Annotated in this window: 26 protein-coding genes; 12 read left to right on the top strand and 14 right to left on the bottom strand. The window is 70.1% G+C overall.

From position 1 onward, the window contains the following. The first annotated feature begins 44 nt into the window (after positions 1–44). The 3 genes from ACZ7CF_RS18325 to yhjD are packed head-to-tail and all read left to right on the top strand — an operon-like array spanning position 45 to position 2,303. A complete protein-coding gene (locus ACZ7CF_RS18325) occupies positions 45–239 on the top strand; it encodes a hypothetical protein (RefSeq protein WP_360395962.1) in 195 nt (64 codons plus the stop codon). 27 nt (positions 240–266) lie between these two features. Further along, positions 267–1,292, top strand: coding sequence for a tryptophan--tRNA ligase (trpS, locus tag ACZ7CF_RS18330; protein ID WP_458430248.1), 1,026 nt, complete (start codon positions 267–269; stop codon positions 1,290–1,292). 24 nt (positions 1,293–1,316) lie between these two features. Continuing rightward, positions 1,317–2,303 carry an inner membrane protein YhjD gene (yhjD, locus tag ACZ7CF_RS18335; RefSeq protein ID WP_458430249.1) on the top strand — a complete coding sequence of 329 codons (987 nt, stop codon included), beginning with the start codon at positions 1,317–1,319 and terminating at the stop codon, positions 2,301–2,303. A 4-nt stretch (positions 2,304–2,307) separates the two neighbouring features. On the opposite strand, the gene ACZ7CF_RS18340 is transcribed toward yhjD, so the two are convergent. Further along, the gene (locus ACZ7CF_RS18340) at positions 2,308–3,243 is read right to left on the bottom strand and encodes a hypothetical protein (protein ID WP_470370084.1); all 936 of its coding nucleotides are present in this window, start codon (positions 3,241–3,243) and stop codon (positions 2,308–2,310) included. Positions 3,244–3,283: 40 nt separating this feature from the next. Next, entirely contained in the window at positions 3,284–3,505 is a 222-nt protein-coding gene (locus ACZ7CF_RS18345; protein ID WP_458430251.1) for an LPXTG cell wall anchor domain-containing protein, read from the bottom strand. Between ACZ7CF_RS18345 and ACZ7CF_RS18350 the strand changes: the two genes are divergently transcribed. Further along, positions 3,483–4,001, top strand: coding sequence for a hypothetical protein (locus ACZ7CF_RS18350; protein ID WP_470370085.1), 519 nt, complete (start codon positions 3,483–3,485; stop codon positions 3,999–4,001). The two genes, ACZ7CF_RS18345 and ACZ7CF_RS18350, sit on opposite strands and share 23 nt — an antisense overlap. A 96-nt stretch (positions 4,002–4,097) precedes the next feature. Here ACZ7CF_RS18350 and ACZ7CF_RS18355 read toward each other — a convergent pair whose 3' ends face one another. Next, positions 4,098–4,448: a hypothetical protein gene (locus ACZ7CF_RS18355; RefSeq protein ID WP_360395969.1), complete on the bottom strand. Its 351-nt coding sequence runs from the start codon at positions 4,446–4,448 to the stop codon at positions 4,098–4,100. Between the two features lie 9 nt (positions 4,449–4,457). Continuing rightward, positions 4,458–4,685 carry an SCO4848 family membrane protein gene (locus tag ACZ7CF_RS18360; protein WP_053737542.1) on the bottom strand — a complete coding sequence of 76 codons (228 nt, stop codon included), beginning with the start codon at positions 4,683–4,685 and terminating at the stop codon, positions 4,458–4,460. Between the two features lie 61 nt (positions 4,686–4,746). On the opposite strand from ACZ7CF_RS18360, the gene ACZ7CF_RS18365 reads away from it, so the two are divergent. Further along, on the top strand, positions 4,747–6,009 hold the full coding sequence (locus tag ACZ7CF_RS18365; RefSeq protein ID WP_360395971.1) for a D-alanyl-D-alanine carboxypeptidase family protein: 1,263 nt from the start codon (positions 4,747–4,749) through the stop codon (positions 6,007–6,009). 122 nt (positions 6,010–6,131) lie between these two features. Here the strand turns inward: ACZ7CF_RS18365 and ACZ7CF_RS18370 are convergent, their stop codons facing one another. From ACZ7CF_RS18370 to sdhC, 4 genes are read right to left on the bottom strand one after another with little or no spacing between them, the layout of a single operon-like run. Continuing rightward, positions 6,132–6,911: a succinate dehydrogenase iron-sulfur subunit gene (locus tag ACZ7CF_RS18370; RefSeq protein ID WP_470370086.1), complete on the bottom strand. Its 780-nt coding sequence runs from the start codon at positions 6,909–6,911 to the stop codon at positions 6,132–6,134. Continuing rightward, a complete protein-coding gene (gene sdhA / locus ACZ7CF_RS18375) occupies positions 6,911–8,665 on the bottom strand; it encodes a succinate dehydrogenase flavoprotein subunit (protein ID WP_360395975.1) in 1,755 nt (584 codons plus the stop codon). The genes ACZ7CF_RS18370 and sdhA overlap by 1 nt, the downstream gene beginning before the upstream one ends. A gap of 22 nt (positions 8,666–8,687) precedes the next feature. Continuing rightward, positions 8,688–9,095 (bottom strand): succinate dehydrogenase hydrophobic membrane anchor subunit, encoded by a 408-nt coding sequence (locus ACZ7CF_RS18380; protein ID WP_360395977.1) that lies wholly within the window; start codon positions 9,093–9,095, stop codon positions 8,688–8,690. 1 nt (position 9,096) lies between these two features. Next, positions 9,097–9,519 (bottom strand): succinate dehydrogenase, cytochrome b556 subunit, encoded by a 423-nt coding sequence (sdhC, locus tag ACZ7CF_RS18385; RefSeq protein WP_053737536.1) that lies wholly within the window; start codon positions 9,517–9,519, stop codon positions 9,097–9,099. A gap of 504 nt (positions 9,520–10,023) precedes the next feature. Here sdhC and ACZ7CF_RS18390 point away from each other — a divergent pair. The 6 genes from ACZ7CF_RS18390 to ACZ7CF_RS18415 all read left to right on the top strand — a co-directional run bounded on the left by ACZ7CF_RS18390 (position 10,024) and on the right by ACZ7CF_RS18415 (position 16,795). Next, complete coding sequence (locus ACZ7CF_RS18390; protein WP_360396071.1) at positions 10,024–11,157, top strand: BMP family lipoprotein; 1,134 nt, start codon at positions 10,024–10,026, stop codon at positions 11,155–11,157. Between the two features lie 81 nt (positions 11,158–11,238). Then, positions 11,239–12,819: an ABC transporter ATP-binding protein gene (locus tag ACZ7CF_RS18395; RefSeq protein WP_470370087.1), complete on the top strand. Its 1,581-nt coding sequence runs from the start codon at positions 11,239–11,241 to the stop codon at positions 12,817–12,819. Continuing rightward, positions 12,819–13,892 carry an ABC transporter permease gene (locus ACZ7CF_RS18400; RefSeq protein ID WP_470370088.1) on the top strand — a complete coding sequence of 358 codons (1,074 nt, stop codon included), beginning with the start codon at positions 12,819–12,821 and terminating at the stop codon, positions 13,890–13,892. Before ACZ7CF_RS18395 ends, ACZ7CF_RS18400 begins: the two co-directional genes overlap by 1 nt. Beyond that, positions 13,889–15,142 (top strand): ABC transporter permease, encoded by a 1,254-nt coding sequence (locus tag ACZ7CF_RS18405; RefSeq protein WP_360395981.1) that lies wholly within the window; start codon positions 13,889–13,891, stop codon positions 15,140–15,142. Before ACZ7CF_RS18400 ends, ACZ7CF_RS18405 begins: the two co-directional genes overlap by 4 nt. Then, on the top strand, positions 15,135–15,524 hold the full coding sequence (locus tag ACZ7CF_RS18410) for a cytidine deaminase (RefSeq protein ID WP_360395982.1): 390 nt from the start codon (positions 15,135–15,137) through the stop codon (positions 15,522–15,524). The genes ACZ7CF_RS18405 and ACZ7CF_RS18410 overlap by 8 nt, the downstream gene beginning before the upstream one ends. Next, positions 15,521–16,795 (top strand): thymidine phosphorylase, encoded by a 1,275-nt coding sequence (locus ACZ7CF_RS18415; protein WP_470370089.1) that lies wholly within the window; start codon positions 15,521–15,523, stop codon positions 16,793–16,795. The genes ACZ7CF_RS18410 and ACZ7CF_RS18415 overlap by 4 nt, the downstream gene beginning before the upstream one ends. A 77-nt stretch (positions 16,796–16,872) precedes the next feature. Here ACZ7CF_RS18415 and ACZ7CF_RS18420 read toward each other — a convergent pair whose 3' ends face one another. Continuing rightward, the gene (locus tag ACZ7CF_RS18420) at positions 16,873–18,306 is read right to left on the bottom strand and encodes a serine/threonine-protein kinase (protein ID WP_470370090.1); all 1,434 of its coding nucleotides are present in this window, start codon (positions 18,304–18,306) and stop codon (positions 16,873–16,875) included. Positions 18,307–18,493: 187 nt separating this feature from the next. Beyond that, positions 18,494–19,873, bottom strand: coding sequence for a hypothetical protein (locus ACZ7CF_RS18425; protein WP_458430255.1), 1,380 nt, complete (start codon positions 19,871–19,873; stop codon positions 18,494–18,496). A gap of 358 nt (positions 19,874–20,231) precedes the next feature. On the opposite strand from ACZ7CF_RS18425, the gene ACZ7CF_RS18430 reads away from it, so the two are divergent. After that, positions 20,232–21,329 carry an adenosine deaminase gene (locus ACZ7CF_RS18430; RefSeq protein WP_360395988.1) on the top strand — a complete coding sequence of 366 codons (1,098 nt, stop codon included), beginning with the start codon at positions 20,232–20,234 and terminating at the stop codon, positions 21,327–21,329. Here the strand turns inward: ACZ7CF_RS18430 and ACZ7CF_RS18435 are convergent. The 4 genes from ACZ7CF_RS18435 to ACZ7CF_RS18450 are packed head-to-tail and all read right to left on the bottom strand — an operon-like array spanning position 21,305 to position 23,952. Next, positions 21,305–21,862 (bottom strand): GDP-mannose 4,6-dehydratase, encoded by a 558-nt coding sequence (locus ACZ7CF_RS18435; protein WP_470370091.1) that lies wholly within the window; start codon positions 21,860–21,862, stop codon positions 21,305–21,307. The two genes, ACZ7CF_RS18430 and ACZ7CF_RS18435, sit on opposite strands and share 25 nt — an antisense overlap. Before the next feature lie 32 nt (positions 21,863–21,894). After that, complete coding sequence (locus ACZ7CF_RS18440) at positions 21,895–23,106, bottom strand: primosomal protein (protein ID WP_360395992.1); 1,212 nt, start codon at positions 23,104–23,106, stop codon at positions 21,895–21,897. A 55-nt stretch (positions 23,107–23,161) separates the two neighbouring features. Continuing rightward, positions 23,162–23,599, bottom strand: coding sequence for a YbaB/EbfC family nucleoid-associated protein (locus ACZ7CF_RS18445; RefSeq protein ID WP_470370092.1), 438 nt, complete (start codon positions 23,597–23,599; stop codon positions 23,162–23,164). Then, entirely contained in the window at positions 23,596–23,952 is a 357-nt protein-coding gene (locus ACZ7CF_RS18450) for a hypothetical protein (RefSeq protein ID WP_458430258.1), read from the bottom strand. The genes ACZ7CF_RS18445 and ACZ7CF_RS18450 overlap by 4 nt, the downstream gene beginning before the upstream one ends. Positions 23,953–23,964 lie beyond the last annotated feature (12 nt).

Raw genomic sequence — 23,964 nt, forward strand, 5'->3', positions numbered from 1 at the left:
TCCGGGGTGGTCTGTGCTTTGGGGAGGCTCGGCAAGTGCAAGGCGTGAGTTTTGTACTGAGCGCTGCTGTTGAGAGCAGTGTCTCGGGCACCGCTGCGGGTCCAGTCGGTCTGATCGCGGTCACGGCGGGCGTCGGTGGTCTGGTGTACGGCTTCGTGAAGCAGCGCCGCAAGCCGGCGGTGGTGTCGGCGCAGAACCAGCGCGTCGACCTGGTCCAGCAGGACACCCCGCTGAGCTGATTTCCCCGGTCTGAGAAGATTTCTCCCGTGTCCACGGAGAACGCACCCGCACAGCCCGTTCGTCGGCCGCGTGTCCTGTCCGGCATCCAGCCCACGGCAGGCTCGTTCCACCTCGGCAACTACCTGGGTGCGGTGCGGCAGTGGGTGGCCCTGCAGGAGGACCACGACGCGTTCTACTGCGTCGTCGACCTGCACGCCATCACCGTGGAGCAGAACCCCAAGGAGCTGCGGCAGAACACCCGCGTCTCGGCGGCCCAGCTGCTCGCGCTGGGCATCGACCCGGACCGCGCGACGCTGTTCGTCCAGTCCCACGTCCCCGAGCACGCCCAGCTCGGCTGGGTCATGCAGTGCCTCACCGGCTTCGGCGAGGCCTCGCGGATGACCCAGTTCAAGGACAAGTCCGCACGTCAGGAAGCAGCCGTCGGCGTCGGCCTCTTCACCTACCCGATCCTGCAGGCCGCGGACATCCTGCTGTACCAGGCGCACTACGTGCCGGTCGGCGAGGACCAGCGCCAGCACCTGGAGCTGACCCGCGACCTCGCGACCAGGTTCAACTCGCGCTACGGCAAGACCTTCCGCCTGCCGGAGGCGTACATCGTCAAGGACACGGCCAAGATCTACGACCTGCAGGACCCGACCGCGAAGATGAGCAAGTCGGTCCCCGGCGGCGTCGTCGAGCTGCTGGAGGACCCGAAGCGGTCCGCGAAGAAGATCCGCTCGGCCGTCACCGACACCGGCCGCGAGATCGTCTTCGACGTCGAGAACAAGCCGGGCGTCTCCAACCTGCTCACCATCTTCTCGGCGCTGACCGGCCGCACGGTCGAGTCGCTGGTCGCCGACTACGACGGCAAGGGCTACGGCGACCTGAAGAAGGACCTCGGAGAGGTCTTCACCGAGTGGGTCACGCCGGTGCAGGACCGCGTCCGCACGTACCTCGACGACGTGGCCGGCCTGGACAAGATCCTCGCCACCGGCGCCGAGCGCGCCCGCGACGTCGCCGCCGGCACGCTGCGCCGCACGTACGAGAAGATCGGCTTCGTTCTGCCCGAGTAGTGCGCTTGCACTAGCGTCCTACCCGTGGACAAGTGGCGGCAGAAGTACGCGTGGCTCGACCACATCATCCGCGCGTACGAGCGGTTCGACCAGCGGTACGGCACCCAGCACGCCGCGGCGGTCACGTACTTCAGCGTGCTCTCGCTCGTGCCGATCCTGATGATCGGCTTCGCCGTCGCCGGTTTCGTGCTGCAGTCGCAGCCCGACCTGCTCGCGTCGCTGCGCGCCAGCATCGCCGAGGCCGTGCCGGACCAGCAGCTGCGCACCCAGATCAACGAGGCCGTCGACACCGCCCTGGAGTCGAAGGGCACCGTCGGCATCATCGGTCTGCTCGGCGCCGCCTACTCCGGTCTCGGCTGGATGAGCAACCTCCGCGACGCGCTGACCGCGCAGTGGGGTCAGGCCAAGGGCGACCTGCCGTTCCTGGGAACGCTGTGGCGGGACCTCCTGTCGCTGGTCGGGCTCGGGCTGGCGATCGTGCTGTCCTTCGGCATCACGGCCGCGGGCTCCGGCTTCGCCGAGCAGGTCCTGAAGTGGCTGGGGTTCGAGGACGCCGGCTGGGCGCACGTGCTGCTGCGGATCGGCACGATCGTGCTGTCGCTGCTCGCGAACTGGATGGTGTTCCTGTGGGTGCTCGCGCGCCTGCCCCGCAAGCCCGTCGGCTGGCGGAGCGCCGTGCGCGGCGCGCTGGCGGCCGCGATCGGCTTCGAGGTGCTCAAGCAGGCCGCCACGATCTTCCTGTCGTTCACGACGAAGTCGCCGACCTCGGCCGCGTTCGGGTCGGTCATCGGCGTGCTCGTGTTCGCGAACCTCGTGGCGCAGTTCATGTTGTTCATCACCGCGTGGACGGCGACCGCGAAGGAGAACCGGGAGCCCGAGGTCGTGCAGGCCCCGGCTCCCGCGGTGATCTCGCCGGTCGTGTCGGTGCGGCCGGGGCCCTCTCCTTCGCTGATGGTCGGGGTCGGCGCCGTGCTCGGCGCGCTGGTGGGACTGAGGTGGAAGAGGCGGTAGCCGCTCACCACCCCCGCGGCGCGGCCCGGTCGTCCGGCGCGATCCGCACCGCAGGCCGAGGCCGGGCCCCGGCGGCCTCGTAGGCCCGTCTCAGCTCAGTCGCCACCTGGTCCGGGTGCGTTCTCAACCGCGCCGGCAGCGTCTGCACGACGAGAATCCCCGCCGCCGCGTACCTCGTGTTGCGGGCGAGCGTGCGCTCGTAGTCGCGAGCTCCGCAGTGGAACGCGCGCGAGTCGATCTCCCAGGCCAGTGCCACGTCGTCGAACCACGCGTCCGGTCTGCCGACGACCTGGCCGCGCGCGTCGACGACGGTGGCGTTCCAGTGCGGGGTGGTCAGGCGGATGCGGCGGGAGAGGCGGCGGGCGTCCCGTTCGGCCACCGACTCGGCCCGGCCCAGGTCGGCGAGGACCGAGCGGACCAGCTTCGCGCCGAAGCGGTGGGTGCGGGCCTCCTCGCGGAGGGCCTCCGGGGTGCAGCGGCCCCTCTGGATCGCGGCGGCGACCAGGGCCGTCACCTCGTCCGCCGACCGGAGCTGACGGCAGGCGTCCACGACCGCGCGGGCCGGGCGCACCAGGGGGAAGCCGTCGACGGTCGTGGTCGGCGGCATCGGGGACGCGCGTTCGACGACCAGCCGGCCGCTGCCGCGGACCGGGGCCGGTGCGAGCAGGTGGAGCTCGCGGCCGCGGGCGGGCAGGCCGTGGCGGCGGCAGGCCTCCGCCCCCGTCAAGGCGGCACCGGGGCCCGCGCGCAGCAGGGCCGCCGTGAGGTGCTGGTCCTGGGTGGGCGGGCCGTTGTGCAGCAGCACGACACCGGGGTACATGCGCTGCCACGGCCCGCCCGAGGCGCACCGGTGCCAGGGGTTCGAGACGCCCAGGGACTTCAGGGTCGCGGTGGTGATGACGCCGAGGTCGCTGCGTTCGCGCAGCTGGTCGATTCGCACGTCACCAGTGTGACGAGGACCACCGACAGTTCCGGAGCGGTCAGCGCCGGGCGGGCCTGGTGCGGTTCAGCAGGAGCAGGAGCGCGCCGGCGAGGAGCAGCAGCGTGCCCAGTGCGGCCAGCCAGCCGGTCGAGGCGCCGGTGGAGGCCAGGTGGCCCTCGTCGTGGCGCGGTGGCGCGGCGACGGGCTTGGTGGTCGTGGCCGGCGGCGTCGTCGCGTTCGTGGCGGACGTCGTCGTGGTGACCGGCGTTGTCGTCGTCACCGGCGTCGTGGTCGTGACCGGTGTCGTGGTGGTGCTGGACGTGTCGGTGGTGCTGGTCGTGCTCGACGGGGTGGTGGTCGTCGTCGAGTCCGTGGTCGACGTCGTCGTGGACGTCGTCGAGCCGGTCGTGGTGGTCGTCGAGCTCGTGGTCGTGGTCGTCGAACCGGTCGTCGTGGTCGAGCCGGTCGTCGTGGTCGTCGAACCGGTGGTCGTGGAGTCCGTGGTCGTGGTGGTCGCACCGGTGGTCGTCGTGGTCGAGCCGGTGGTGGTGGTCGTGCAGTCGGTCGTGGTCGTCGTGGGGGTCGTCGTGGTCGTCGACGGCTTGGTCCACGAGGTCTTGGTCGTGGGTTCGCCTCTTTCCACGGGGGCGAGGCGTTCCTGCGGGCACCACGAGGCGGCGCACACCTGGCCGTCGCCGGAGGCGGAGGCCTCCGGCGACGCGCCGTGCAGTCCGGCGAACGTCAGCACCGCGCCCGCGGTGAGCACACCGATGTAGGCGATACGAGACATGCCCGCGATCGTGTCGCCGCCCACATCGGGCCGCGCGTGATCTGGGACAACGTCACCCGCGAGTGAGCAGGACTTCCCTCGATCAGGTCCAGAAGACCGCGATGCCCACGTTCAGCACGACCAGCGAGGCGGCGGTCGGCAGCAGCCAGGACGGGGCCTTGGGCTTGTTCACGGTGATCGCGACGACCACCGCGATGGCGACGACGACGGCCAGCTTCACACCGATCTTGACGTGGTCGTACTTCACCGAGTCGACGAGCGGGTCGATGCCGACCAGCGCCAGGCCGGTGAGCAGCTGCAGGGCGGCGCCGTGCAGCCAGCCCTTGTTCACCGGGGCGTCCTTGCCGGCCCTCGCCTGCAACATGATCATCGCGACGAGCATGCCCATGCCCAGCAGGTGCAGGAAGACCAGCACCAGGCGTACGAACTCCACAGCGTTTCCCTATCGACGTCGGGTGGCGAGGAAACCCCGCACGCCCAGCACGCCGATGACGGTGCCGAAGACGAGCGAGGCGATCACGAGCACGAGGTGCACCGTGAAGAACGGGGTCGGTCCGTCGCTGAACGAACGCGGGTCGTTCCAGATGTTCTTCAGGAACGTGGGCCAGATCACCCACGACCACACTCCGAAAGCCACCAGGAAGAGTGACATCGGGCGCGAGAGCTTCACGGCGACCAGTATCGGACGTGGTGCGTGCAAGACGTTGAACGGGGGTGGATAGCCTGGGGGCGTGCCCTTCACCCATCGGCTCATCGTCGCCCTGGTCCTCGCCCTGGCCACAGCCGCGTTCGCCGCACCGACCGGCACGGCACAGCAGAACCTCGCCGCCCAGTGCGCCAACCGCGAGACCCCGCCCCCGCCCGTGGACACCTCCGAGCAGCCGGCGCCCGGTCAGAAGGCCCCCGCACCGCTCGAGGTGCCCGAGAAGCCGATCGGTGGTGACCGGCTCGGCGAGTGCGGCCTGATCCTCCCGCCGAACTCGGCGCAGCCCCCGAGCGGCAACACCGCGGCCTCCTGGCTGCTGGCCGACATGGACAGCGGCGCCGTCATCGCCGCGTACGACCCGCACGGCCGCCAGCGCCCCGCGAGCGTCATGAAGGTCCTGCTCGCGCTCGTCGTGGCCAAGGAGCTGCGCGGCGACATGGTGGTGACCGCCTCCGCGGAGGACACGCAGCAGGAGTGCACCTGCGTCGGCCTGCGCGACGGCGGCCAGTACACCGTCCGCCAGCTGCTGCACGGCCTGCTGCTCACCTCCGGCAACGACGTCGCGCACACCCTCGCCCGCCAGCTCGGCGGCGTGCCGAGGGCGCTGGGCAAGATGAACGCCATGGCCCGCGAGCTCGGCGCCCTGGACACCCGCGCGGTCACGCCGTCCGGTCTGGACGGCCCCGGCACCAGCACGTCGGCCTACGACGTCGCCCTGATCTTCCGCGGCGCCATGAAGTACGACGAGTTCGCCAGCGCCATCAAGCTGAAGCAGTCGCAGTTCCCCGGCCGCAACGGGGGCACGATCATGCTGACCAACGACAACCGCCTCCTCTCGAACTACGAGGGCGCGATCGGCGGCAAGACCGGCTTCACCGACGACTCCCAGCACACCTACGTGGGTGCCGCGGAACGCAACGGCCGCCGCCTCGTCGTCGTGCTGCTGCGCGGCCAGCAGACGCCGACCCCGATCACCACCCAGGCCTCGAAGCTGCTCGACTACGGCTTCGCGATGGGCCCCGGCGGCGTCGGCAAGCTCGTGGACGGCGCCCCGCAGCCCAAGCCGAGGGTGACCTCCACCCAGAACGCCGACGCGGACGCCGTGGCGGCACCCGGTGACAGCGCCAACGGCCGCCCGGCCCCGACCATGTTCGGCACCGTCGGCCTCCCCATCACGGCCGCCGCCGGCGTGGGCCTGCTGGCCGCCGTGTTCCTCTACCTCCGCAACAAGAGGGCCAAGGCGGCACGGGCACGCCGCCAGGCCGCCCAGGCCGCACAGGGCTTCTGAGAGCGTTCTTCCACGAGGGCCCCGGCGCACACCGCGCCGGGGCCCTCGTCGTCGGCACACCGGGTGCAACGACACGGCGCCGCGTCCCCGAGGGGAACGCGGCGCCGTCGTCGAACGGGAGATCAGGTGCGCTTGAACAGCAGCGCGCGCTTCACTTCCTGGATCGCCTTGGTGACCTGGATGCCACGCGGGCAGGCGTCCGTGCAGTTGAACGTGGTGCGGCAGCGCCACACGCCGTCGACGTCGTTGAGGATGTCGAGCCGCTCCTCGGCGCCCTCGTCCCGCGAGTCGAAGATGAAGCGGTGCGCGTTGACGATCGCGGCGGGACCGAAGTACGAGCCCTCCGTCCAGTACACCGGGCACGAGGTCGTGCAGCAGGCGCACAGGATGCACTTGGTGGTGTCGTCGAAGCGCTCGCGGTCGGCGACCGACTGGATCCGCTCCCGCGTCGGCTCGTTGCCGTAGGTCACGAGGTACGGCTTGACGGCGCGGAAGGCCTCGAAGAACGGCTCCATGTCGACGAGCAGGTCCTTGTTCACCGGCAGGCCCTTGATGGGCTCGATGGTGATGGTGCTCTGCTTGTCCTTCAGCAGCAGGTCCTTCAGCAGGACCTTGCACGCCAGGCGGTTCACGCCGTTGATGCGCATGGCGTCCGAACCGCAGATGCCGTGCGCGCAGGAGCGGCGGAACGTCAGCGTGCCGTCCACGTACCACTTGATGTGGTGCAGCAGGTTCAGCACGCGGTCCGACGGCAGCGCGGGGATGTCGAACGAGTCCCAGCGGGGCTCGTCGTCGACCTCCGGGTTGAAGCGCCGGATCTTGACGGTGACCATGACAGCGCCGTCCGGAACCGGCGGCTGGGAGCCGCGCGAGCCAGCAGTGGTTTCAGCGGTGGCGGTCATCAGTACTTGCGCTCCATCGGCTTGTACCGGGTAAAGGTCACGGGCTTGTAGTCCAGCCGGATGTCCGCGGCCAGGCCCTCGCCCTGCTTGTAGAACATGCTGTGGCGCATGAAGTTCGTGTCGTCGCGGTTCGGGTAGTCCTCGCGCGCGTGACCGCCGCGGGACTCCTTGCGCGCGAGCGCGCCCACCACGAGCACCTCGGCCAGCTCCAGCAGGAAGCCGAGCTCGACGGCCTCCAGCAGGTCGGTGTTGAAGCGCTTGCCCTTGTCCTGCACCTGGATGTGCGCGTAGCGCTCCTTCAGGGCCTGGACGTCGTGCAGCGCCGTCTTCAGCGTGTCCTCGGTGCGGTAGACGGACGCGTTGGCGTCCATCGTGGCCTGCAGCTCGGTGCGGATGTCCGCCACGCGCTCCTGGCCGTGCTCCGACAGCGCCAGCGCGACCTGGGCCTCGACGGCGGCGGCCGGGTTCTCCGGCAGCTCGACGTGCGACTCGCGGGAGAGCGCGTACTCGGCGGCGGCGATGCCGGCGCGGCGGCCGAAGACGTTGATGTCCAGCAGCGAGTTCGTGCCGAGGCGGTTCGCGCCGTGCACGGAGACGCAGGCGCACTCGCCGGCGGCGTAGAGGCCGGGGACGACGTTGTCGTTGTCCCGCAGCACCTCGCCGTGGATGTTCGTCGGGATGCCGCCCATCGCGTAGTGCGCGGTCGGGTAGACCGGGACGGGCTCGACGACCGGGTCGACCGCGAGGTAGGTGCGGGCGAACTCGGTGATGTCCGGCAGCTTCGTCTCCAGGACCTCGGCACCGAGGTGCGTGCAGTCCAGCAGCACGTAGTCCTTGTTCGGGCCGGCGCCACGGCCTTCGAGCACCTCGAGGGCCATCGAGCGGGCCACGATGTCGCGCGGCGCCAGGTCCTTGATGGTCGGGGCGTAGCGCTCCATGAACCGCTCACCAGAGGCGTTGCGCAGGATCGCGCCCTCGCCGCGGGCACCCTCGGTCAGCAGGATGCCGAGACCGGCCAGGCCGGTCGGGTGGAACTGGTAGAACTCCATGTCCTCCAGGGGCAGGCCCTTGCGGAAGACGATGCCCATGCCGTCACCGGTCAGCGTGTGGGCGTTCGACGTGGTCTTGAAGACCTTGCCGAAGCCACCGGTCGCGAACACGACGGACTTGGCCTGGAAGACGTGGATCTCGCCGGTCGCCAGCTCGTACGCGACGGCACCGGTGCAGACCGGGCCGTTCTCCGTCTCGGTGAGGCAGATGTCGAGCACGTAGAACTCGTTGAAGAACTCGATGCCGTGCTTGACGCAGTTCTGGTACAGCGTCTGCAGGATCATGTGACCGGTGCGGTCCGCGGCGTAGCAGGCGCGGCGCACGGCGGCTTCACCGTGGTTGCGCGTGTGACCGCCGAACCGGCGCTGGTCGATCTTGCCCTCGGGCGTGCGGTTGAACGGCAGGCCCATCTTCTCGAGGTCGAGAACGGCGTCGATCGCCTCCTTCGCCATGATCTCGGCGGCGTCCTGGTCGACCAGGTAGTCGCCGCCCTTGATCGTGTCGAAGGTGTGCCACTCCCAGTTGTCCTCCTCGACGTTGGCGAGGGCGGCGCACATGCCGCCCTGGGCCGCGCCGGTGTGGGACCGGGTGGGGTAGAGCTTCGTCAGCACCGCGGTGCGGGCGCGCTGGCCGGACTCGATCGCCGCGCGCATACCGGCACCACCAGCGCCGATGATGACTACGTCGTACTTGTGGAACTGCATTGTGGTGGGCTCCCCGCGCGGGTCAGTTCGAGATGTTCGGGTCGAAGGTGAAGATCACGAACGTGCCGAGCGAGATGATCAGCACCATCGACACGTAGAGCAGCATCTTCAACCAGAACCGGGTGGAGTCCTTGCGCGCGTAGTCGTTGATGACCGTGCGCAGGCCGTTGCCGCCGTGGAGCTGAGCGAGCCACAGCATGGAGAGGTCCCAGAACTGCCAGAACGGGGACGACCAGCGGCCGGCGACGAAGGCGAAGTTGATCTTGTGGACGCCGCCGTCGAGGATGTTCATGATGAACAGGTGGCCCAGGACCAGGACCACGAGCAGCAGGCCGGACAGCCGCATGAACAGCCAGCTGCGGAGCTCGCCGTTGCCGCGGCGGGCCGCGGGGCGGCGCGGCGAGCGGGGCTTGTCGAGTGCGAGAGACATGTCAGTGACCCCCAACCAGGTCGGAGATCGTGCGCTCCATCATGAAGTAGAAGCCGGGGATCATCACGACGACCCAGACGGCCAGCACGACCCAGAGCATGACCCGCTGGTACTTGGCGCCCTTCTCCCAGAAGTCCACCAGCATGACCCGGATGCCGTTGAGCGCGTGGTAGAGCACCGCGCCGACCAGGCCGACCTCGAAGAGGTTCACGACCGGGTTCTTGTAGGTCTCGATCACCGCGTCGTACGCGTTCGGTGACACCCGCACGAGTGCGGTGTCGAGCACGTGGGTGAAGAGGAAGAAGAACGTGAGGACACCGGTGATCCGGTGGGCGACCCAGGACCACATGCCCAGATCACCGCGGTAGAGCGTCCCACCCCCTCGGGTGGTGCCCGACCGCTCGGGTGCGCCTGCGCTGGTCATGCGCCGCGGCCTCCAACGTCAGTGGTGGTGGTCGGCGAAACGGTTCATCCCGACCATGACCGGAAAATCGTAGTCCTGCACGTTGGGACGGACCCAGCAGGCGTACCCGCTCTGTGACTGACGAGACACGCTGTCGATCGGCCAAGCGGTCTTTATCGATACGGAAATGCGGTCTACGCCACAGCTACCGGCGAGTACGCCAGCTGGGCGGTGTGAAGCCGTAGCAGAAGTTTCACAGTTACCGGACCTCTCTTCGGGCCGCACCACTGGGCCGTTGGGACGACGACCAAGGCCCGGAAGCGGCCGAAGCGGACTTTTCCGCCACGCGGCGAACACGGCTGATCACCACTCGTGCGGTCAAAGCGTCGAATGCGTAACCGATAGGGGTCTTTGTAGGTGCTGGCGGCAACGGGGTTGGTTACTAAGAGGTACGGTGCCGCGTCTAGGACCCAACAACGTCGTTGGGGAGGAACCTCAGGGAGGAGACGAGCCGTGCGTCGTCGTATGCGTGGTGTCGCGGTCGCCGCGATCGCGTTGACCAGCGTGATGACTATGGCCGCCTGCGCGAAGGACTCGGGTGGCGGAAGCAACAACTCGAGCGCTGGTACTGGTGCCGCCTGCGAGTTCGCCGCGGCTCCGCCCGCGCCCACCACCTCGAACACCAGCGCCGCCAACGGCGCCAAGGTGGATGCGAGCGCGCTGAAGATCGGTCTGGCCTACGACATCGGTGGCCGTGGCGACGCGTCGTTCAACGACTCCGCCGCCGCCGGTCTGGACAAGGCCATCTCGGACATGGGCGTGAAGAAGGAGAACACGCGCGAGCTGTCCGCCGCCCCGAACGAGGACGAGTCCGCCAAGCAGACCCGGCTGCGCCAGCTGGCCGCCGAGGGCTTCAGCCCGATCATCGGTGTCGGCTTCGCCTACGCCGAGTCGATGAAGCTCGTCGCCGCGGAGTTCCCGAACGTCAAGTTCTCGCTGGTCGACGGCTCCGTCGACGGTGCGGCCAACGTGACGCCGCTGCTGTTCGCCGAGCAGGAGGGTTCCTTCCTCGCCGGTGTCATCGCCGCGTACCAGAGCAAGAAGTGCCACGTGGGCTTCGTCGGCGGCGTCGAGATCCCGCTGATCCAGAAGTTCGAGGCCGGCTACTTCCAGGGTGCGCAGACCGCCGCCCCGAAGATCAAGGTCGAGAAGAAGTACATCACGCCCGCGGGTGACTTCACCGGCTTCCAGGACGCCCCGAAGGGCCAGGAAGCCGCGAAGGGCCAGATCGACAAGGGTGCGGACGTCATCTACCAGGCCGCCGGCGCGTCCGGCAAGGGCATCTTCTCCGCCGCCAAGCAGGCGGGCGTGCTGGCCATCGGCGTCGACTCCGACCAGTACAACCAGGCGACCGTCGCCGACACCAAGGACGTCATCGTGTCGTCCATGCTCAAGCGCGTCGACGTCGCGGTCTACGACTACATCGCCGCCGTCGCGAAGAACGACCTCGCGTCGCTGCCGAAGGTCTTCGACCTGAAGGTCGACGGCGTCGGTTACGCCACGACGGGTGGCAAGATCGACGCGAAGCTGCAGGGCATCCTCGAGGGCTACAAGGCTCAGATCATCGAGGGCAAGATCACGGTCAAGGACAAGCCGTAGTCCGGAAGCCACGAACACCGCCGGGCCCTGTGAGGTTTCGCCCTCACAGGGCCCGGTGCGTGGTAGGAGGAGCACTCGACGATGAGCAGTTCCACGTCCGTCGGCACGGACGAACACCCCGCGGTGGTGCTCACGGGCATCACCAAGCGATTCCCCGGTGTGGTCGCCAACAGCGACGTCCACCTGACCGTCCGCCGCAGCGAGGTGCACGCGCTCTGCGGTGAGAACGGCGCGGGCAAGTCGACCCTGATGAAGATCCTCTACGGCATGCAGCCGCCGGACGAGGGCACCATCGAGGTGAACGGCGAGCAGGTGCGGTTCCGCACCCCGTCCGACGCCATCAAGGCCGGCATCGGCATGGTGCACCAGCACTTCATGCTCGCCGACAACCTCACGGTGCAGGAGAACGTCGTCCTGGGCGCCGAGGCGCTGCACGGCATCGGCAAGAAGGCCCGCGCGCGCATCATCGAGCTCTCCGGCAAGACCGGTCTCAACGTCGACCCCGGCGTGCTCGTCGAGCAGCTCGGTGTCGCCGACCGGCAGCGCGTCGAGATCCTCAAGGTGCTCTACCGCGGCGCCAGGGTGATCATCCTGGACGAGCCGACCGCCGTGCTCGTGCCGCAGGAGGTCAACGAGCTCTTCGACACCGTCCGCGGCATGCAGGAGCAGGGCTACACGTTCCTGTTCATCTCGCACAAGCTCGACGAGGTCCGCGCGATCGCGGACTCCGTCACGGTGATCCGCCGCGGCACGACGGTGGGCAGCGCGGACCCGAAGACGGTGTCGTCGCGCCAGCTCGCGGAGATGATGGTCGGCAGCGAGCTGCCCAGCCCGGAGACCCGCGAGTCCACCGTCACCGACCGGGTCGTGCTGGCGGTCGAGGGCCTGCGGCTGATGACCCCGGACGGCGCGCGGCCGATCCTCGACGACGTCGACATGGTCGTGCGGTCCGGCGAGGTCGTCGGCATCGCGGGTGTCGAGGGCAACGGCCAGACCGAGCTCGTCGAGGCCGTCATGGGCATGCGCAAGGCCGGTGGCGGCACGATCACGTTGCAGGGCAAGGACATCACCAAGCTCGGGACGCTCGCCCGGCGCGAGGCGGGCATCGGCTACGTGCCGGAGGACCGCCACCGCCACGGCCTGCTGCTCACGCAACCCCTCTGGTACAACCGCATCCTCGGCTACCAGACCCGCAAGCCCACCTCCAAGGGCATGTGGCTCGACATCGACGGTGCCAAGAACGACACCGAGCGGATCGTCGCGGACTTCGACGTCCGCACGCCCGGCATCGACGTCCCCGCGGCGGCGCTCTCCGGTGGCAACCAGCAGAAGCTGGTCGTCGGCCGCGAGCTGTCCGGCGACCCGGTGCTGCTGATCGCCTCGCACCCCACCCGCGGTGTGGACGTCGGCGCGCAGGCGTTGATCTGGGACGAGATCAAGCGCGCCCGCGCCGCCGGTCTCGCCGTCCTGCTGATCTCCGCCGACCTGGACGAGCTGATCGGCCTGTCGGACACGATCAAGGTCATGCTGCGCGGCCGCCTGGTGGCCGACGCGGACCCGAACACCGTCACGCCCGAGGACCTCGGCAGCGCGATGACGGGTGCGGGCAGCACGAGTGCCGCGGTGCACGAGACCGCCGCGGTAGAGGAAGGCGAGCACTGATGGGACACCTGCGCGGCAAACTCCTGCCGCCCGCGTTGGCGATCGTCTTCTCGATGCTGTTGTGCGGCGTGGCGCTCGTCATCTCCGGTGCCAACCCGCTCAAGGCGTTCGGCGTGATGGTGACGCAGGTCGGCAAGGGCACGACGTTCGTCGACATCATCAACTCGACGGGCATCTACTACATCGCGGCGCTCGCGGTGGCGATCGGGTTCCAGATGAACCTGTTCAACATCGGTGTCGAGGGTCAGTACCGCGTCGCCGCCGTCATCGCGGCGGTCGTCGGCGGCTCGATCGTGCTGCCGCCCGGCATCCACACGCTGGTGATCATCATCGTCGCCGCGCTCGCCGGTGCCGCCTGGGCCGCGATCCCCGCGATCCTCAAGGTGACGCGCGGCGTCAACGAGGTCATCTCGACGATCATGATGAACGGGCTGGCGATCGGCCTGTCCGCCTACCTGATCCGCCGCGACGTCTTCGGTGAGCTGCGCGGCAACAACATCCGCACCGCCGAGATCCCGGAGTCCGGCTGGATGCCCGGCATCTCGTTCGGCGGCAGCGGCACGATGTTCGGCTTCATCTTCGTGGCCATCGCGCTGGGCATCGGCTACTGGGTGATGATGAACAAGACCCGGTTCGGCTTCGAGCTGCGCGCGTCCGGCGAGTCCTCGACCGCCGCGTCCGCCGGTGGCGTCAACGCCAAGAAGATGGTCCTGGTGTCGATGCTGCTCTCGGGCGCCATCGCGGGCCTGATCTCGCTGCCCGAGCTGCTCGGCCGCGACCACACGTTCAGCCTGAACTTCACCGCCGGCATCGGCTTCTCGGGCATCGCGATCGCGCTGCTCGGCCGCAACCACCCCGGTGGCATCGCGTTCGGCGCGCTGCTCTGGGCGTTCCTCGACAAGTCGGGCCTCGCGCTCGACAACGTCGGCGTGCCCAGGGAGATCGTCACCATCATGCAGGGCTCGATCGTCCTGTCGGTCGTCGTCGCCTACGAGGTGGTGCGCCGCTTCGAGCTCGCCGCCGAACAGCGCCGCGTCGGCCGTGAGCTCGGAACCGTTGGAGGTGCCGCGTGATCTCGACGTTGGAGGAGAAGCCGCACATCCCGGCAGCGCCCCGCAAGCGCAGGGTTCCCGGGTGGGCCGTCGGCATGCTCGGCGTCGCCGGTGCGATCGCGCTGCTGTCGATCACGTCGATGCAGACCGGTTTCCCGCAGCTCACTTCGTCCGGCACGACCCAGACGGCGGTCCGCCTGGGCCTGCCGATCCTGCTCGCCGGCCTCGGCGGCCTGTGGGCGGAACGCGCCGGCGTGGTCAACATCGGCCTCGAAGGCATGATGATCATGGGCACCTGGGGCGCGGCGTGGGCCGGCTACCAGTGGGGCCCGTGGGTCGCGGTGCTCGCGGCCGTCGTGTTCGGCGCACTGGGTGGCCTGCTGCACGCGATCGCCACCGTCACGTTCGGCGTCAACCACATCGTCTCCGGTGTGGCGATCAACCTGCTCGGCGCCGGTCTGACGAAGTACCTGTCGACACTGGTGTTCTTCCCGCTGTCGAACAACCCGCGGCAGTCGCCGCCGGTGCAGCCGTTCGACACGTTCTCCGCGGCGGGCCTCGACGACTGGCTCGGCGAGCTGGAGGCCGGTCAGCGCCTGTTCATCTCGGACGTCGCCGGCATCCTGCGCGGCCTCGTCACCGGCGTCTCGCCGCTGACGATGCTGGCGATCCTGCTGCTGCCGCTGTCGTACTACCTGCTCTGGCACACCCGCTTCGGCCTGCGCCTGCGCTCGGTCGGCGAGAACCCGCACGCGGCGGACTCGCTGGGCGTGAAGGTGTACTTCCACAAGTACGTCGCCGTGATCGTCTCCGGTGGTCTCGCCGGTCTGGGTGGCGCGGCGCTCGTGCTGAACCCCGGTCAGCTGTCCTACCTGGAGGGCCAGACCGGCGGCCGCGGCTACATCGGCCTCGCCGCGATGATCTTCGGCAACTGGCGGCCCGGTGGCCTGCTCGGTGGTGCGGCGCTGTTCGGCTACGCCGACGGCCTGCAGCTGCGGTCGGGTGGCGACACGGTGCTGGCGCTGGTCTACGGCGTCGTGCTGCTGCTCGGCGTGATCGTGGTGTGGCAGCTCATCCGCCGCAAGTGGTTCTCCGCGGCGGCGGCCATCGTCGTGGCCGTGCTCATGTACCTGCTCTACATCAGCCTCGACGAGATCCCGAGCGAGTTCGTGGCCTACGCGCCGCACATGGTGACGCTGGCCGTGCTCGCCGTCGCCTCGCAACGACTCCGCATGCCGGCGGCCGACGGTGAGGTGTACCGCCGTGGCTGAGGTCGACTGGGACGTGCTGCGGGCACGGGCGGTGGAGGCGGCGCAGTCCGCCTACTGCCCGTACTCGGGGCTGCGGGTCGGTTCCGCGGCGCTGTGCGACGACGGCCGGATCGTGACGGGCTGCAACGTCGAGAACGCCTCGTACGGCGTGGGTCTGTGCGCCGAGTGCGCGATGGCCGGTCAGCTGCAGCTCACGGGTGGCGGCCGGTTCGTCGCCGTGGCCTGCCGGTCCGGTGCCGGCGAGCTGCTGATGCCGTGCGGCCGGTGCCGCCAGGTGCTCTACGAGCTGGGTGGCCGGGACTGCCTGGTGGACACGCCGTCCGGGGTCCTGCCGATGTCGTCGGTGCTGCCGGACGCGTTCGGACCGGAGGACCTGCCATGAGCTTCTCGGCGGTGGACGTCATCCGCGTCAAGCGCGACGGTGCGGCGCTGACGTCCGAGCAGATCGACTGGGTGATCGACGCCTACACGCGCGGCGCGGTCGCCGACGAGCAGATGTCCGCGCTGGCCATGGCGATCTTCCTGAACGGCATGACGCCCGCGGAGACCGCGCGCTGGACGCAGGCGATGATCGCCTCCGGCGAGCGGTTGTCGTTGCACGTCGACCGCCCCACCGTCGACAAGCACTCGACCGGTGGCGTCGGCGACAAGATCACACTGCCGCTGGCACCGCTGGTCGCCGCCTGCGGTGCCGCGGTGCCGCAGCTGTCCGGTCGCGGGCTCGGGCACACCGGCGGGACGCTGGACAAGCTGGAGTCGATCCCCGGGTGGCGGGCCGCACTGTCCACTTCGGAGATCCTCGACCAGCTGTCGTCGGTCGGTGCCGTGGTGTGCGCTGCCACGGAAGGACTTGCTCCCGCCGACCGCAAGCTCTACGCGTTGCGCGACGTCACCGGGACGGTCGAGGCGATCCCGCTGATCGCGTCCTCGATCATGTCGAAGAAGATCGCGGAGGGCGCCGAGTCGCTGGTGCTCGACGTGAAGGTCGGCTCCGGTGCGTTCATGAAGGACCTCGCGTCCGCGCGGGAGCTGGCCTCGGCGCTCGTGTCGATCGGCGTTGAGCACGGCGTGCGGATCTCGGCGCTGCTGACGGACATGTCGGTGCCGCTGGGCCGGGCCGTGGGCAACGCGGTCGAGGTGGCCGAGTCCGTGGACGTGCTGCGCGGTGGCGGTCCGGCCGACGTGGTCGAGCTGACCGTCGCGCTGGCCGCGGAGATGCTGTCGCTGGCCGGGATCTCCGCCGACCCGGCCGCCGTGCTGGCCTCGGGTGAGGCCTACGAGGTGTGGGCGCGGATGATCAGCGCCCAGGGCGGCGACCCGGAGGCCGCTCTGCCGGTGGCCGCGCACAAGCACGTCGTGACGGCACCGGCCGCCGGTGTGCTGTCCACGTTGGACGCCTACGGCGTGGGTGTCGCGGCGTGGCGGCTCGGTGCCGGCCGCGCGCGCAAGGAGGACCCGGTGCAGGCCGGTGCCGGCGTCGTGTGCCTGGCCAAGCCGGGTGACGTCGTGGAGGCCGGTCAGCCGTTGCTGGAGCTGCACACCGACACCCCCGACGCGGTCACCGGTGCTCTGCAGGCCCTCGAAGGTGCCTACAGCGTCACGGACTCCGCGCCGGAACGGTCACCGCTGGTGATCGACACCATCCGCGGCTGACTGACAACCCCGCCCCTGGCTTCCACGGCATCTGCAAGTACCGAGTACTTGCAGATGCCTGGGCCAGCAGGGGGAGGTCAGTTGACGAGGGAGCCGGCCAGGGGGGACCTGTCCTGTTTCCAGAGCACGCACAGGACCTCCTGGCGGCCCGGTGCGGTGGCGTCCTGCCAGGCCTCCCACTCCTCCTGGGTGGGCACGAGGCCGGTGAAGCCGAGCGGCTCCTGGATCTTCGGCTCGACCACCCTGAACTGCTCGGTGCAGTAGTCCTTCGTGAAGTCGGCCAGCCACTTCGTGCCGGGGTACGGCGTCTCCTTGGGCTTGTCCCACAGCGGCGTCGCCGCGGAGAACAGCTGGATTCCGTGCGGTCCGTCGCACGGCACGTTCGTGCGCACCGGCGAGCCCTGCGTGAGGAAGTCCTTCCCGCACTGCGTCCCCGACAGGTTCCACTCGGGCACGTCACCACCACGGCCGAACGTGGCGATGCGGCGGGCCGGCAGCGGGGCGCCCACCGGGAGCTGCGAGGCCTCCGCCCACTCGGTGGAGCTCTGCCCGCTGGGTGCGGAGCCCGTGGTGCCGTCGGGCTTGAAGGCCTGGTAACCGGCGAACGCCGCCCCCGCGAGCACCAGCGCACCGAGCGCGACCGCGCCGGCCACGACGAGCCTGTTCTTGTTGCGCGGCAACGACACCGGCGCCGTACCCTGCACGATCGCGACCAGCATCTGACGTGCCTGGGGTGCGGTCAGGCGCCGCGCGGGGTCGACGGTCAGCAGCCCGCGGATCACCTGGGCCAGCGCGGGTGACGCGCGCCGCAGCACCGGCGGCTCGTTCATGACGGCGTGCAACGTGGACGCCGTGGACGTCCGCTCGAACGGGCTGATGCCCTCGACCGCGTGGGCGATCGTGACGCCGAGTGCCCACAGGTCCGACGCGGGCGAGGCCTCCCAGCCGCTCAGCCGGTCCGGTGACATGTACGCGGGCGACCCGACGATGCCGCCGTTGTGCGTGAGCCGCGGGTCGTCCACGGCCTGCGCGATGCCGAAGTCGGTGAGCTTCACCGTCCCGTCCGGACGCACCATGACGTTGCTGGGCTTCACGTCCCGGTGCACGATCCCGGCCTGGTGCGCGGCCTCCAGCGCCCCCAGCACCTGCAACGCGACCCCGGCCATCCAGGTGGAGTCGCGCGGCCCGTTCCGCTGCACGATGCTCGCGAGGTCGAGCGCGTCGACCAGCTCCATGGCGAGGTAGGTGCGGCCGTCCTCGCGGACGACGTCGTAGACGGTGACGACCGCCGGGTGGTTCAGCCGGCCCGCGGTCCGCGCCTCGCGGAGCATGCGCTCCTCCAGCACGGTGCGTTCCTCGGCGGCGATGCCCTGCGGCGGGTGCAGTTCCTTGAGCGCGACCGCCCGGCCCAGCAGCTGGTCCTGGGCACGCCACACGACACCCATCGCACCTCTGCCGAGCTCGACGAGCAGGGTGTAGCGGTTGGCGACGACTCGCTGTTGCTGCTGCACGGACTTCCCTTCCGGACGCCACCGGCTGCCCTTGTGGTCACCCCCAGCCGGCGCGAGCATAACCACGGCGTGTGTGAGCGCTCTCCCCGTGGGCACGTGCGTCGCACGGCAACCGGTTCACCGCAAACGCGGAACGGCCCCGGAGCGACGTTGCTCCGGGGCCGTTCCTGGTGGGGGTCTCAGGCGCTCAGGCGCCCTCGGCCGCCAGGTCGTCGTCGTCCACGTCCTTGCCGCCGTTGGCCGGCTTCGGGCCGCCGTTCTTGCGGGTGCGGCGCTGCGGGCGGGGCAGGGCGGTGGGCGGCGGGGGAGGCGTGGGCGAGCCGCCGCCGAGGATCAGCTCGGCGAAGGTGGCCATGGCCTCGTCGAGCTGGCCGCCGATGCGCAGTTCCGACTCCTGGTTCGACCGGCGGACCAGGGACTGCAGCGCGTCGGTGTCCGGGCGGGCGCCGACGGTCTCCGCGACCTTGGAGAGGCTCGCGTCGACGGTGCCGCCGAGCTCGGCGATGCGCGCGGCGAAGCCGTCCTCGACCTTGTCGAGGCGGTTGGTCATGGTGTCGAGCTGCGAGGTGACCAGCTCCAGGCGGCGGGCCAGCGCCTCCAGGCGGTCCGCGGAGTCGACCTGGTCGCGGGACTGCTCGATCGCCGCGTACAGGGCGGTGCGGGCCTCGTCGAGCTTGCCGTTGACGACGTCGCGCGTGTCGGCGACGGCGGAGGTGAGCTCCGCGCGGGTCTCGGCGAGCGAGCCGGCCAGCGAGTCGCGGGTCTCCACCACGGCGCCGGCGAGCTCGGAACGGGCCTGCGACAGGGAGCCGGCGAGCGAGTCGCGGGTCTCGGCCAGCGAGGTCGAGATCTGGGTGGTGCGGTCCGCGAGCGAGCCGGCGAGGGAGTCGCGGGACTCGGTGATCGCGGCGGACAGCTCGGCGCGGGCGGCGGCGAGGGTGTCGCGCTGCTCGTCGGCGCGGCCGTGCAGGCCGGAGAACGACTCGGCGAGGATCTTCTGCAGGGCCTCGCGGGTGCCGTCGAGGTGCTCGTGCACGCCCTCGTCGACCTCGTCCAGGCGGCCGCGCAGCGCGGCTTCGAGGGCCTCGATGCGCTCGCGCAGCGGCGTCGTGACAGCGGCGGGGAGCGCCTCGACCTTGCCGTCCTGCTTGTCCAGGTGGCCGTCGAGGTCGTCGATGCGCTTGTGGATGCTGGAGAGCTTGTCCTCCAGGCCGTCCATGCGGCCGGCGACGCCCTCGAAGCGGCCGGCGACGCCGTCGAGGCGGCCGTCGAGCTGGGCGAAGGGCTTGGCGAGCTTGTCGACCAGGCCGTCGACCGCGCGGCCGATGTCCTGAACGGCGTTGTCCTGGGCCTCCAGCTTGGCGAGTGCCTCGTCGAGACGTTCCGCGAGCACGCTGACCTCGGTGCGGTCCGGCAGCTCCGACAGGCGCTTGCGGACCGAACCCAGCGACTCCAGAGGCGACATCCGGGCGTGGATCTCGTCCAACGCGTCGAAGATCTGCTGCTGCTCGCTCTCACGGATCTCCGCGGCGCGCGTGAGCATGTTGCGCATCCGATCGAAGGACATCGTGGAGTTGTTGTTCTCTGTCACGGCTGAGTGCCTTCGTCCAAGGGGAGGGGAGACCACGGGAGCCTATCCGCGTCATGGCGTGGCTCCGTACCACCCCCGCCGGAAAAAGGCCGTGCGCGGATGGCTGGCTAGCCCGGTCGGGCTAGCGTGCTGGACCGAACGCCAAGTCACTGGCCGCGAGTGGGCGGTAGCGAGAAGTGATGTTCCTACCTTGGGGTGACGTGAGCCTCGCCCTGGTTGCAGAAAGTTGCTGATCACGGATCGGCAACATCTGAGAACGACTCCTGAGCATAGCGCCGCCAAGATCATTTCATCCGGCTCTGAAGCGGCGTGTCGCCTGGAGTAACGTGTAGTGATGTCCACGCCGCTTACCTTGGAGACCATCCGCAGCGCGCCGAAGGTCCTGCTGCACGACCACCTCGACGGTGGCCTCCGCCCGCAGACGGTGATCGAACTCGCCGATGCCACCGGCTACCAGGGCCTGCCCACCACCGACGCGGGCGTCCTGGGCGGCTGGTTCCGCGACAACGCGAACTCCGGGTCCCTCGTGCGCTACCTGGAGGGCTTCGCCCACACGTGCGGGGTCATGCAGGACGAGGCGTCCCTGGTCCGCGTCGCCGCCGAGGCCGTGGAGGACCTCGCGGCCGACGGCGTCGTCTACGCCGAGATCCGCTACGCCCCCGAGCTGAACACCGAGAAGGGCCTCTCGCTGGAGCAGGTCGTCGAGGCCGTCCAGGAGGGCTTCCGGGTCGGGTCCGCCCGCGTCGCCGAGACCGGTCGCAAGATCCGCGTCGGCACGCTGCTGTGCGCCATGCGCCAGAACGAGGGCTGGCTGCGCATCGCCGAGCTCGCCGTCCGCTACCGCGACCTCGGCGTCGTCGGGTTCGACATCGCGGGCCCCGAGGCCGGCTTCCCTCCCACCCGCGGCCTCGACACGTTCGAGTACCTGCGTCAGCAGAACGCGCACTTCACCATCCACGCCGGTGAGGCGTTCGGCCTGCCCTCGATCTGGGAGGCGATCCAGCACTGCGGTGCCGAACGCCTCGGCCACGGGGTGCGGATCGTCGACGACATCAAGGTGTCCGACGGCGACGTCGCCGGCGCCGAGCTGGGCCGCCTGGCCGCGTACGTGCGCGACCGCCGCATCCCGCTGGAGATGTGCCCGACGTCGAACCTGCAGACCGGTGCCGCTCCGACGCTCGCCGAGCACCCGATCGGCCTGCTCGCGAAGCTGCGCTTCCGCGTCACCGTCAACACCGACAACCGCCTGATGAGCGACTGCTCGCTGTCGAGCGAGTTCGCCGCGCTCGCCGAGACGTTCGGCTACGGCTGGGCCGACCTGCAGTGGTTCACGATCAACGCCATGAAGTCGGCGTTCATCGGGTTCGACGAGCGGCTCGCCATCATCAACGAGCTCGTCAAGCCGGGCTACGCGGCGCTCACCGCGCGGTAGCCCATGCGCTCTCGTCGACCGGGCTGAGCGTCCGCAACGGCTCCCACCACGCGCGGTTGGCCGCGTACCAGCGGATGGTGTCCCGGACACCGGCCTCGAAGCCGATCTCCGGGCGCCAGCCCAGCTCGCGGCCGGATCTCCGGGCGCCAGCCCAGTTCGCGGCCGATCACGCGGGAGTCGAGCAGGTAGCGGCGGTCGTGACCGGGCCGGTCCGGCACGACCTGTTCGCGCGACTGCGGCAGCACGTTCCCAGGCAACTGGTTCGGCCCGTAGTTGTCGGCGCAGTTGGTGATCGTGACCGGCAGCCCGAACGTCTCGAAGTACGACCGCACCGCGTGGTCGCCGCCTGCCTTGGAGGCGTTGCACGGCGTGCGCGGCCGGTAGGGCGAGTCCCCGTGGAACGCCTCGGTGGCGTCGACGCCGGCCAGCTCGGCCTCGCTCTCCATCGACCCGGCCGGGCCGTGGTCGCCGAGCGTGCTGCGGTCGCGGAGGTCGGCGGCGAGCCGCTGCGACGAGGAAGGGGCCGCTCGCATCGCGCGAGCGGCCCCTTCCCCGTGCCGGAACGTCAGTTGACGTTGAGCCGGTCCTCGAACTTGGCCTGCAGCTCGCGGAACGACGCCACCTCCGCGTCGTACGGCGCGGACGGCGCGAGGCGCGTCGGGTCCGGCGCGACCACGAACGACACCAGCCAGCCCAGCGACTCCGAGGTGGCCAGCGCCTCCTTCACGGACTCGTCGCCCGCCCACTCGGCCGCGTCCTCGAACAGCTCGACGGCGAGGTCGAGCTGCTGCGGGTCGAGGGCGTCGGGGCCCTCCTCCATGTCCTCGGCGATGCCGGTGAGCACGTAGACGTTGTCGTCGTCCACCTCGGCGTCGAGCTCGCCCGCGGTGGCCTTGACCTTCACGTCGTTCCAGGTCTCGACCTCGGCCAGGTCGTGGTCGTCGTTCTCGGCGACGAACCGGCTCAGCGCGCGCGACGAGGTGAAGACCTCGATCTTGCCGCGGCGGCCCAGGAAGATCGGGTCGTCGCCGAGGTAGCAGCGCAGCGTGTAGAACTCGCCGGCGGACGTGATGATCTTGATGGGGTCGATGCCGACCTCGGCCCAGAAGCCGGTGGGCTCCGCCTTCTCCTCGTCGCCGTCCTCGGTGACGTCGTCGACCTCGGCGGGCTGGGCGGCTTCGAGCTCGGCGAGCTCCTCCTGCGCGAGGGTGAGCTCCTTCTCCGGCACCTCCGGCGTGTTGACCACGCTGTCGATGGCGTCGAGGACCTCGTCCCACTTCTCCGAGACGACCGAGGACAGCTCGTCCCACAGCTTCGCCCCGTCACGGCCGCTGAACGGCAGCGTGCCCTGCGGCAGCAGCGAGAAGCCCTCCGCGGAGTCGAGCACCTCGTGGATCTTCTCGAGGTCGCAGACGTCCGCGAGCGACCGGACGATCGCGATCACGTCCGCGAGCTCGCCGATGGTCCAGGTGTCCGGGTCCTCCGCGACCAGTTCGGGCACGCCCACCAGGTCGAACTGGTGGTTGTCGTCCGGCGAGAGGTCCGCGATGCCGAGCTTCGGCACGATCGGCCACGCCGGGTGGTCGGTGAGGTCGTGTTCGCCCGCGGTGCGCACGAAGGCGGCGAGGTGCGCGGCGTCGGGGAAGACGAACAGGTCCTCCTCGTCACCGAGGAAGGCCTCCCACTCCTCACCCTCCTCACGCCACCGGGGTGCCCACAGCGTGACCACGTCACCCTGCGTCAGCCCCAGCTCGATGGGGACGATGTCCTGCGCCATCACTGACCTCCCGGTCATGCCTGCCGAATGCCGTGGGCGAGCCTAACGGTGCTGATCACCGGCGCCCAAAGGGGTTCTCGAAGAAGGCGTCCTCGTCCGGGTCGTCGACGAGGGGCGTCCTCGGCTGCCTGGGCGCAACCGCCTCAGGAGCTGCAACGACCGGGGGCACCACCGGGTTCCACGTCGCGCGGAACGGCGAGTCGCCGGCGATCGCCTCGACGTTGATGGCCATGCCGTCGCCCAGCGCCAGCGCCAGCCTGTTGAAGCTCGTCTGCACGGCCGCGTTCGTCGCGAGCCGCGCGGTCTCGGTGACGACCTGGCCGACCGCCCGCGCACCCCGGCTCAGCAGCGCCGGGTGCAGGTGCAGGGCCCTGAGCTCACCGCTCGCCGTCGCCGTGGCGGTGCACAGGCCGCTCGGGTGCTCGACGGTCTCCGCGGTCACCGCGAGGTCGCGCTGGAGCTGCTCGACGGCCCGCATGCGTTCCTCGTTCACCGCAGCCACCCCTGCTGCTGCTCGTCGTCGTGGCCGCGTTCGAAGCCCATCGCGTTCAGCTCCCGCGGGTCGACGACCCGTTCCAGCGTCTCGTGCAGCCGCGAGCCGGCGCTGAGCCGGGCCTTCTCGGCGACGCGCACGATCTCGGCGGCCAGCCCGTGCGGACCCATCCGCAGCGCGGCGGCGCTCACCGAGATCTCCAGCGGCGGACCACCCGGTGTCCCGACCACCGTCACCGCGCCGTCCGGCGAGGACGCCCGTCCCGTGACGGGACCACTGCGCGTGACGTGTTCCGACACCGCCTGCCCGACATCGCGCACCTTCCGAGCGGCGCGCTCGACGTCGTCGTCCACCTGATCACCCCC

The organism is Lentzea sp. NPDC036955, from assembly GCF_055608005.1.

Coding starts and splice junctions, on each gene's coding strand:
- ACZ7CF_RS18395 (WP_470370087.1), top strand. CDS start 11,239: ATGAGCAGTTCCACGTCCGTCGGCACGGACGAACACCCCGCGGTGGTG.
- ACZ7CF_RS18380 (WP_360395977.1), bottom strand. CDS start 9,095: ATGTCTCTCGCACTCGACAAGCCCCGCTCGCCGCGCCGCCCCGCGGCC.
- ACZ7CF_RS18435 (WP_470370091.1), bottom strand. CDS start 21,862: ATGCGAGCGGCCCCTTCCTCGTCGCAGCGGCTCGCCGCCGACCTCCGC.
- ACZ7CF_RS18390 (WP_360396071.1), top strand. CDS start 10,024: ATGCGTGGTGTCGCGGTCGCCGCGATCGCGTTGACCAGCGTGATGACT.
- sdhA (WP_360395975.1), bottom strand. CDS start 8,665: ATGCAGTTCCACAAGTACGACGTAGTCATCATCGGCGCTGGTGGTGCC.
- ACZ7CF_RS18370 (WP_470370086.1), bottom strand. CDS start 6,911: ATGACCGCCACCGCTGAAACCACTGCTGGCTCGCGCGGCTCCCAGCCG.
- ACZ7CF_RS18415 (WP_470370089.1), top strand. CDS start 15,521: ATGAGCTTCTCGGCGGTGGACGTCATCCGCGTCAAGCGCGACGGTGCG.
- ACZ7CF_RS18400 (WP_470370088.1), top strand. CDS start 12,819: ATGGGACACCTGCGCGGCAAACTCCTGCCGCCCGCGTTGGCGATCGTC.
- ACZ7CF_RS18430 (WP_360395988.1), top strand. CDS start 20,232: ATGTCCACGCCGCTTACCTTGGAGACCATCCGCAGCGCGCCGAAGGTC.
- sdhC (WP_053737536.1), bottom strand. CDS start 9,519: ATGACCAGCGCAGGCGCACCCGAGCGGTCGGGCACCACCCGAGGGGGT.
- ACZ7CF_RS18425 (WP_458430255.1), bottom strand. CDS start 19,873: ATGTCCTTCGATCGGATGCGCAACATGCTCACGCGCGCCGCGGAGATC.
- ACZ7CF_RS18440 (WP_360395992.1), bottom strand. CDS start 23,106: ATGGCGCAGGACATCGTCCCCATCGAGCTGGGGCTGACGCAGGGTGAC.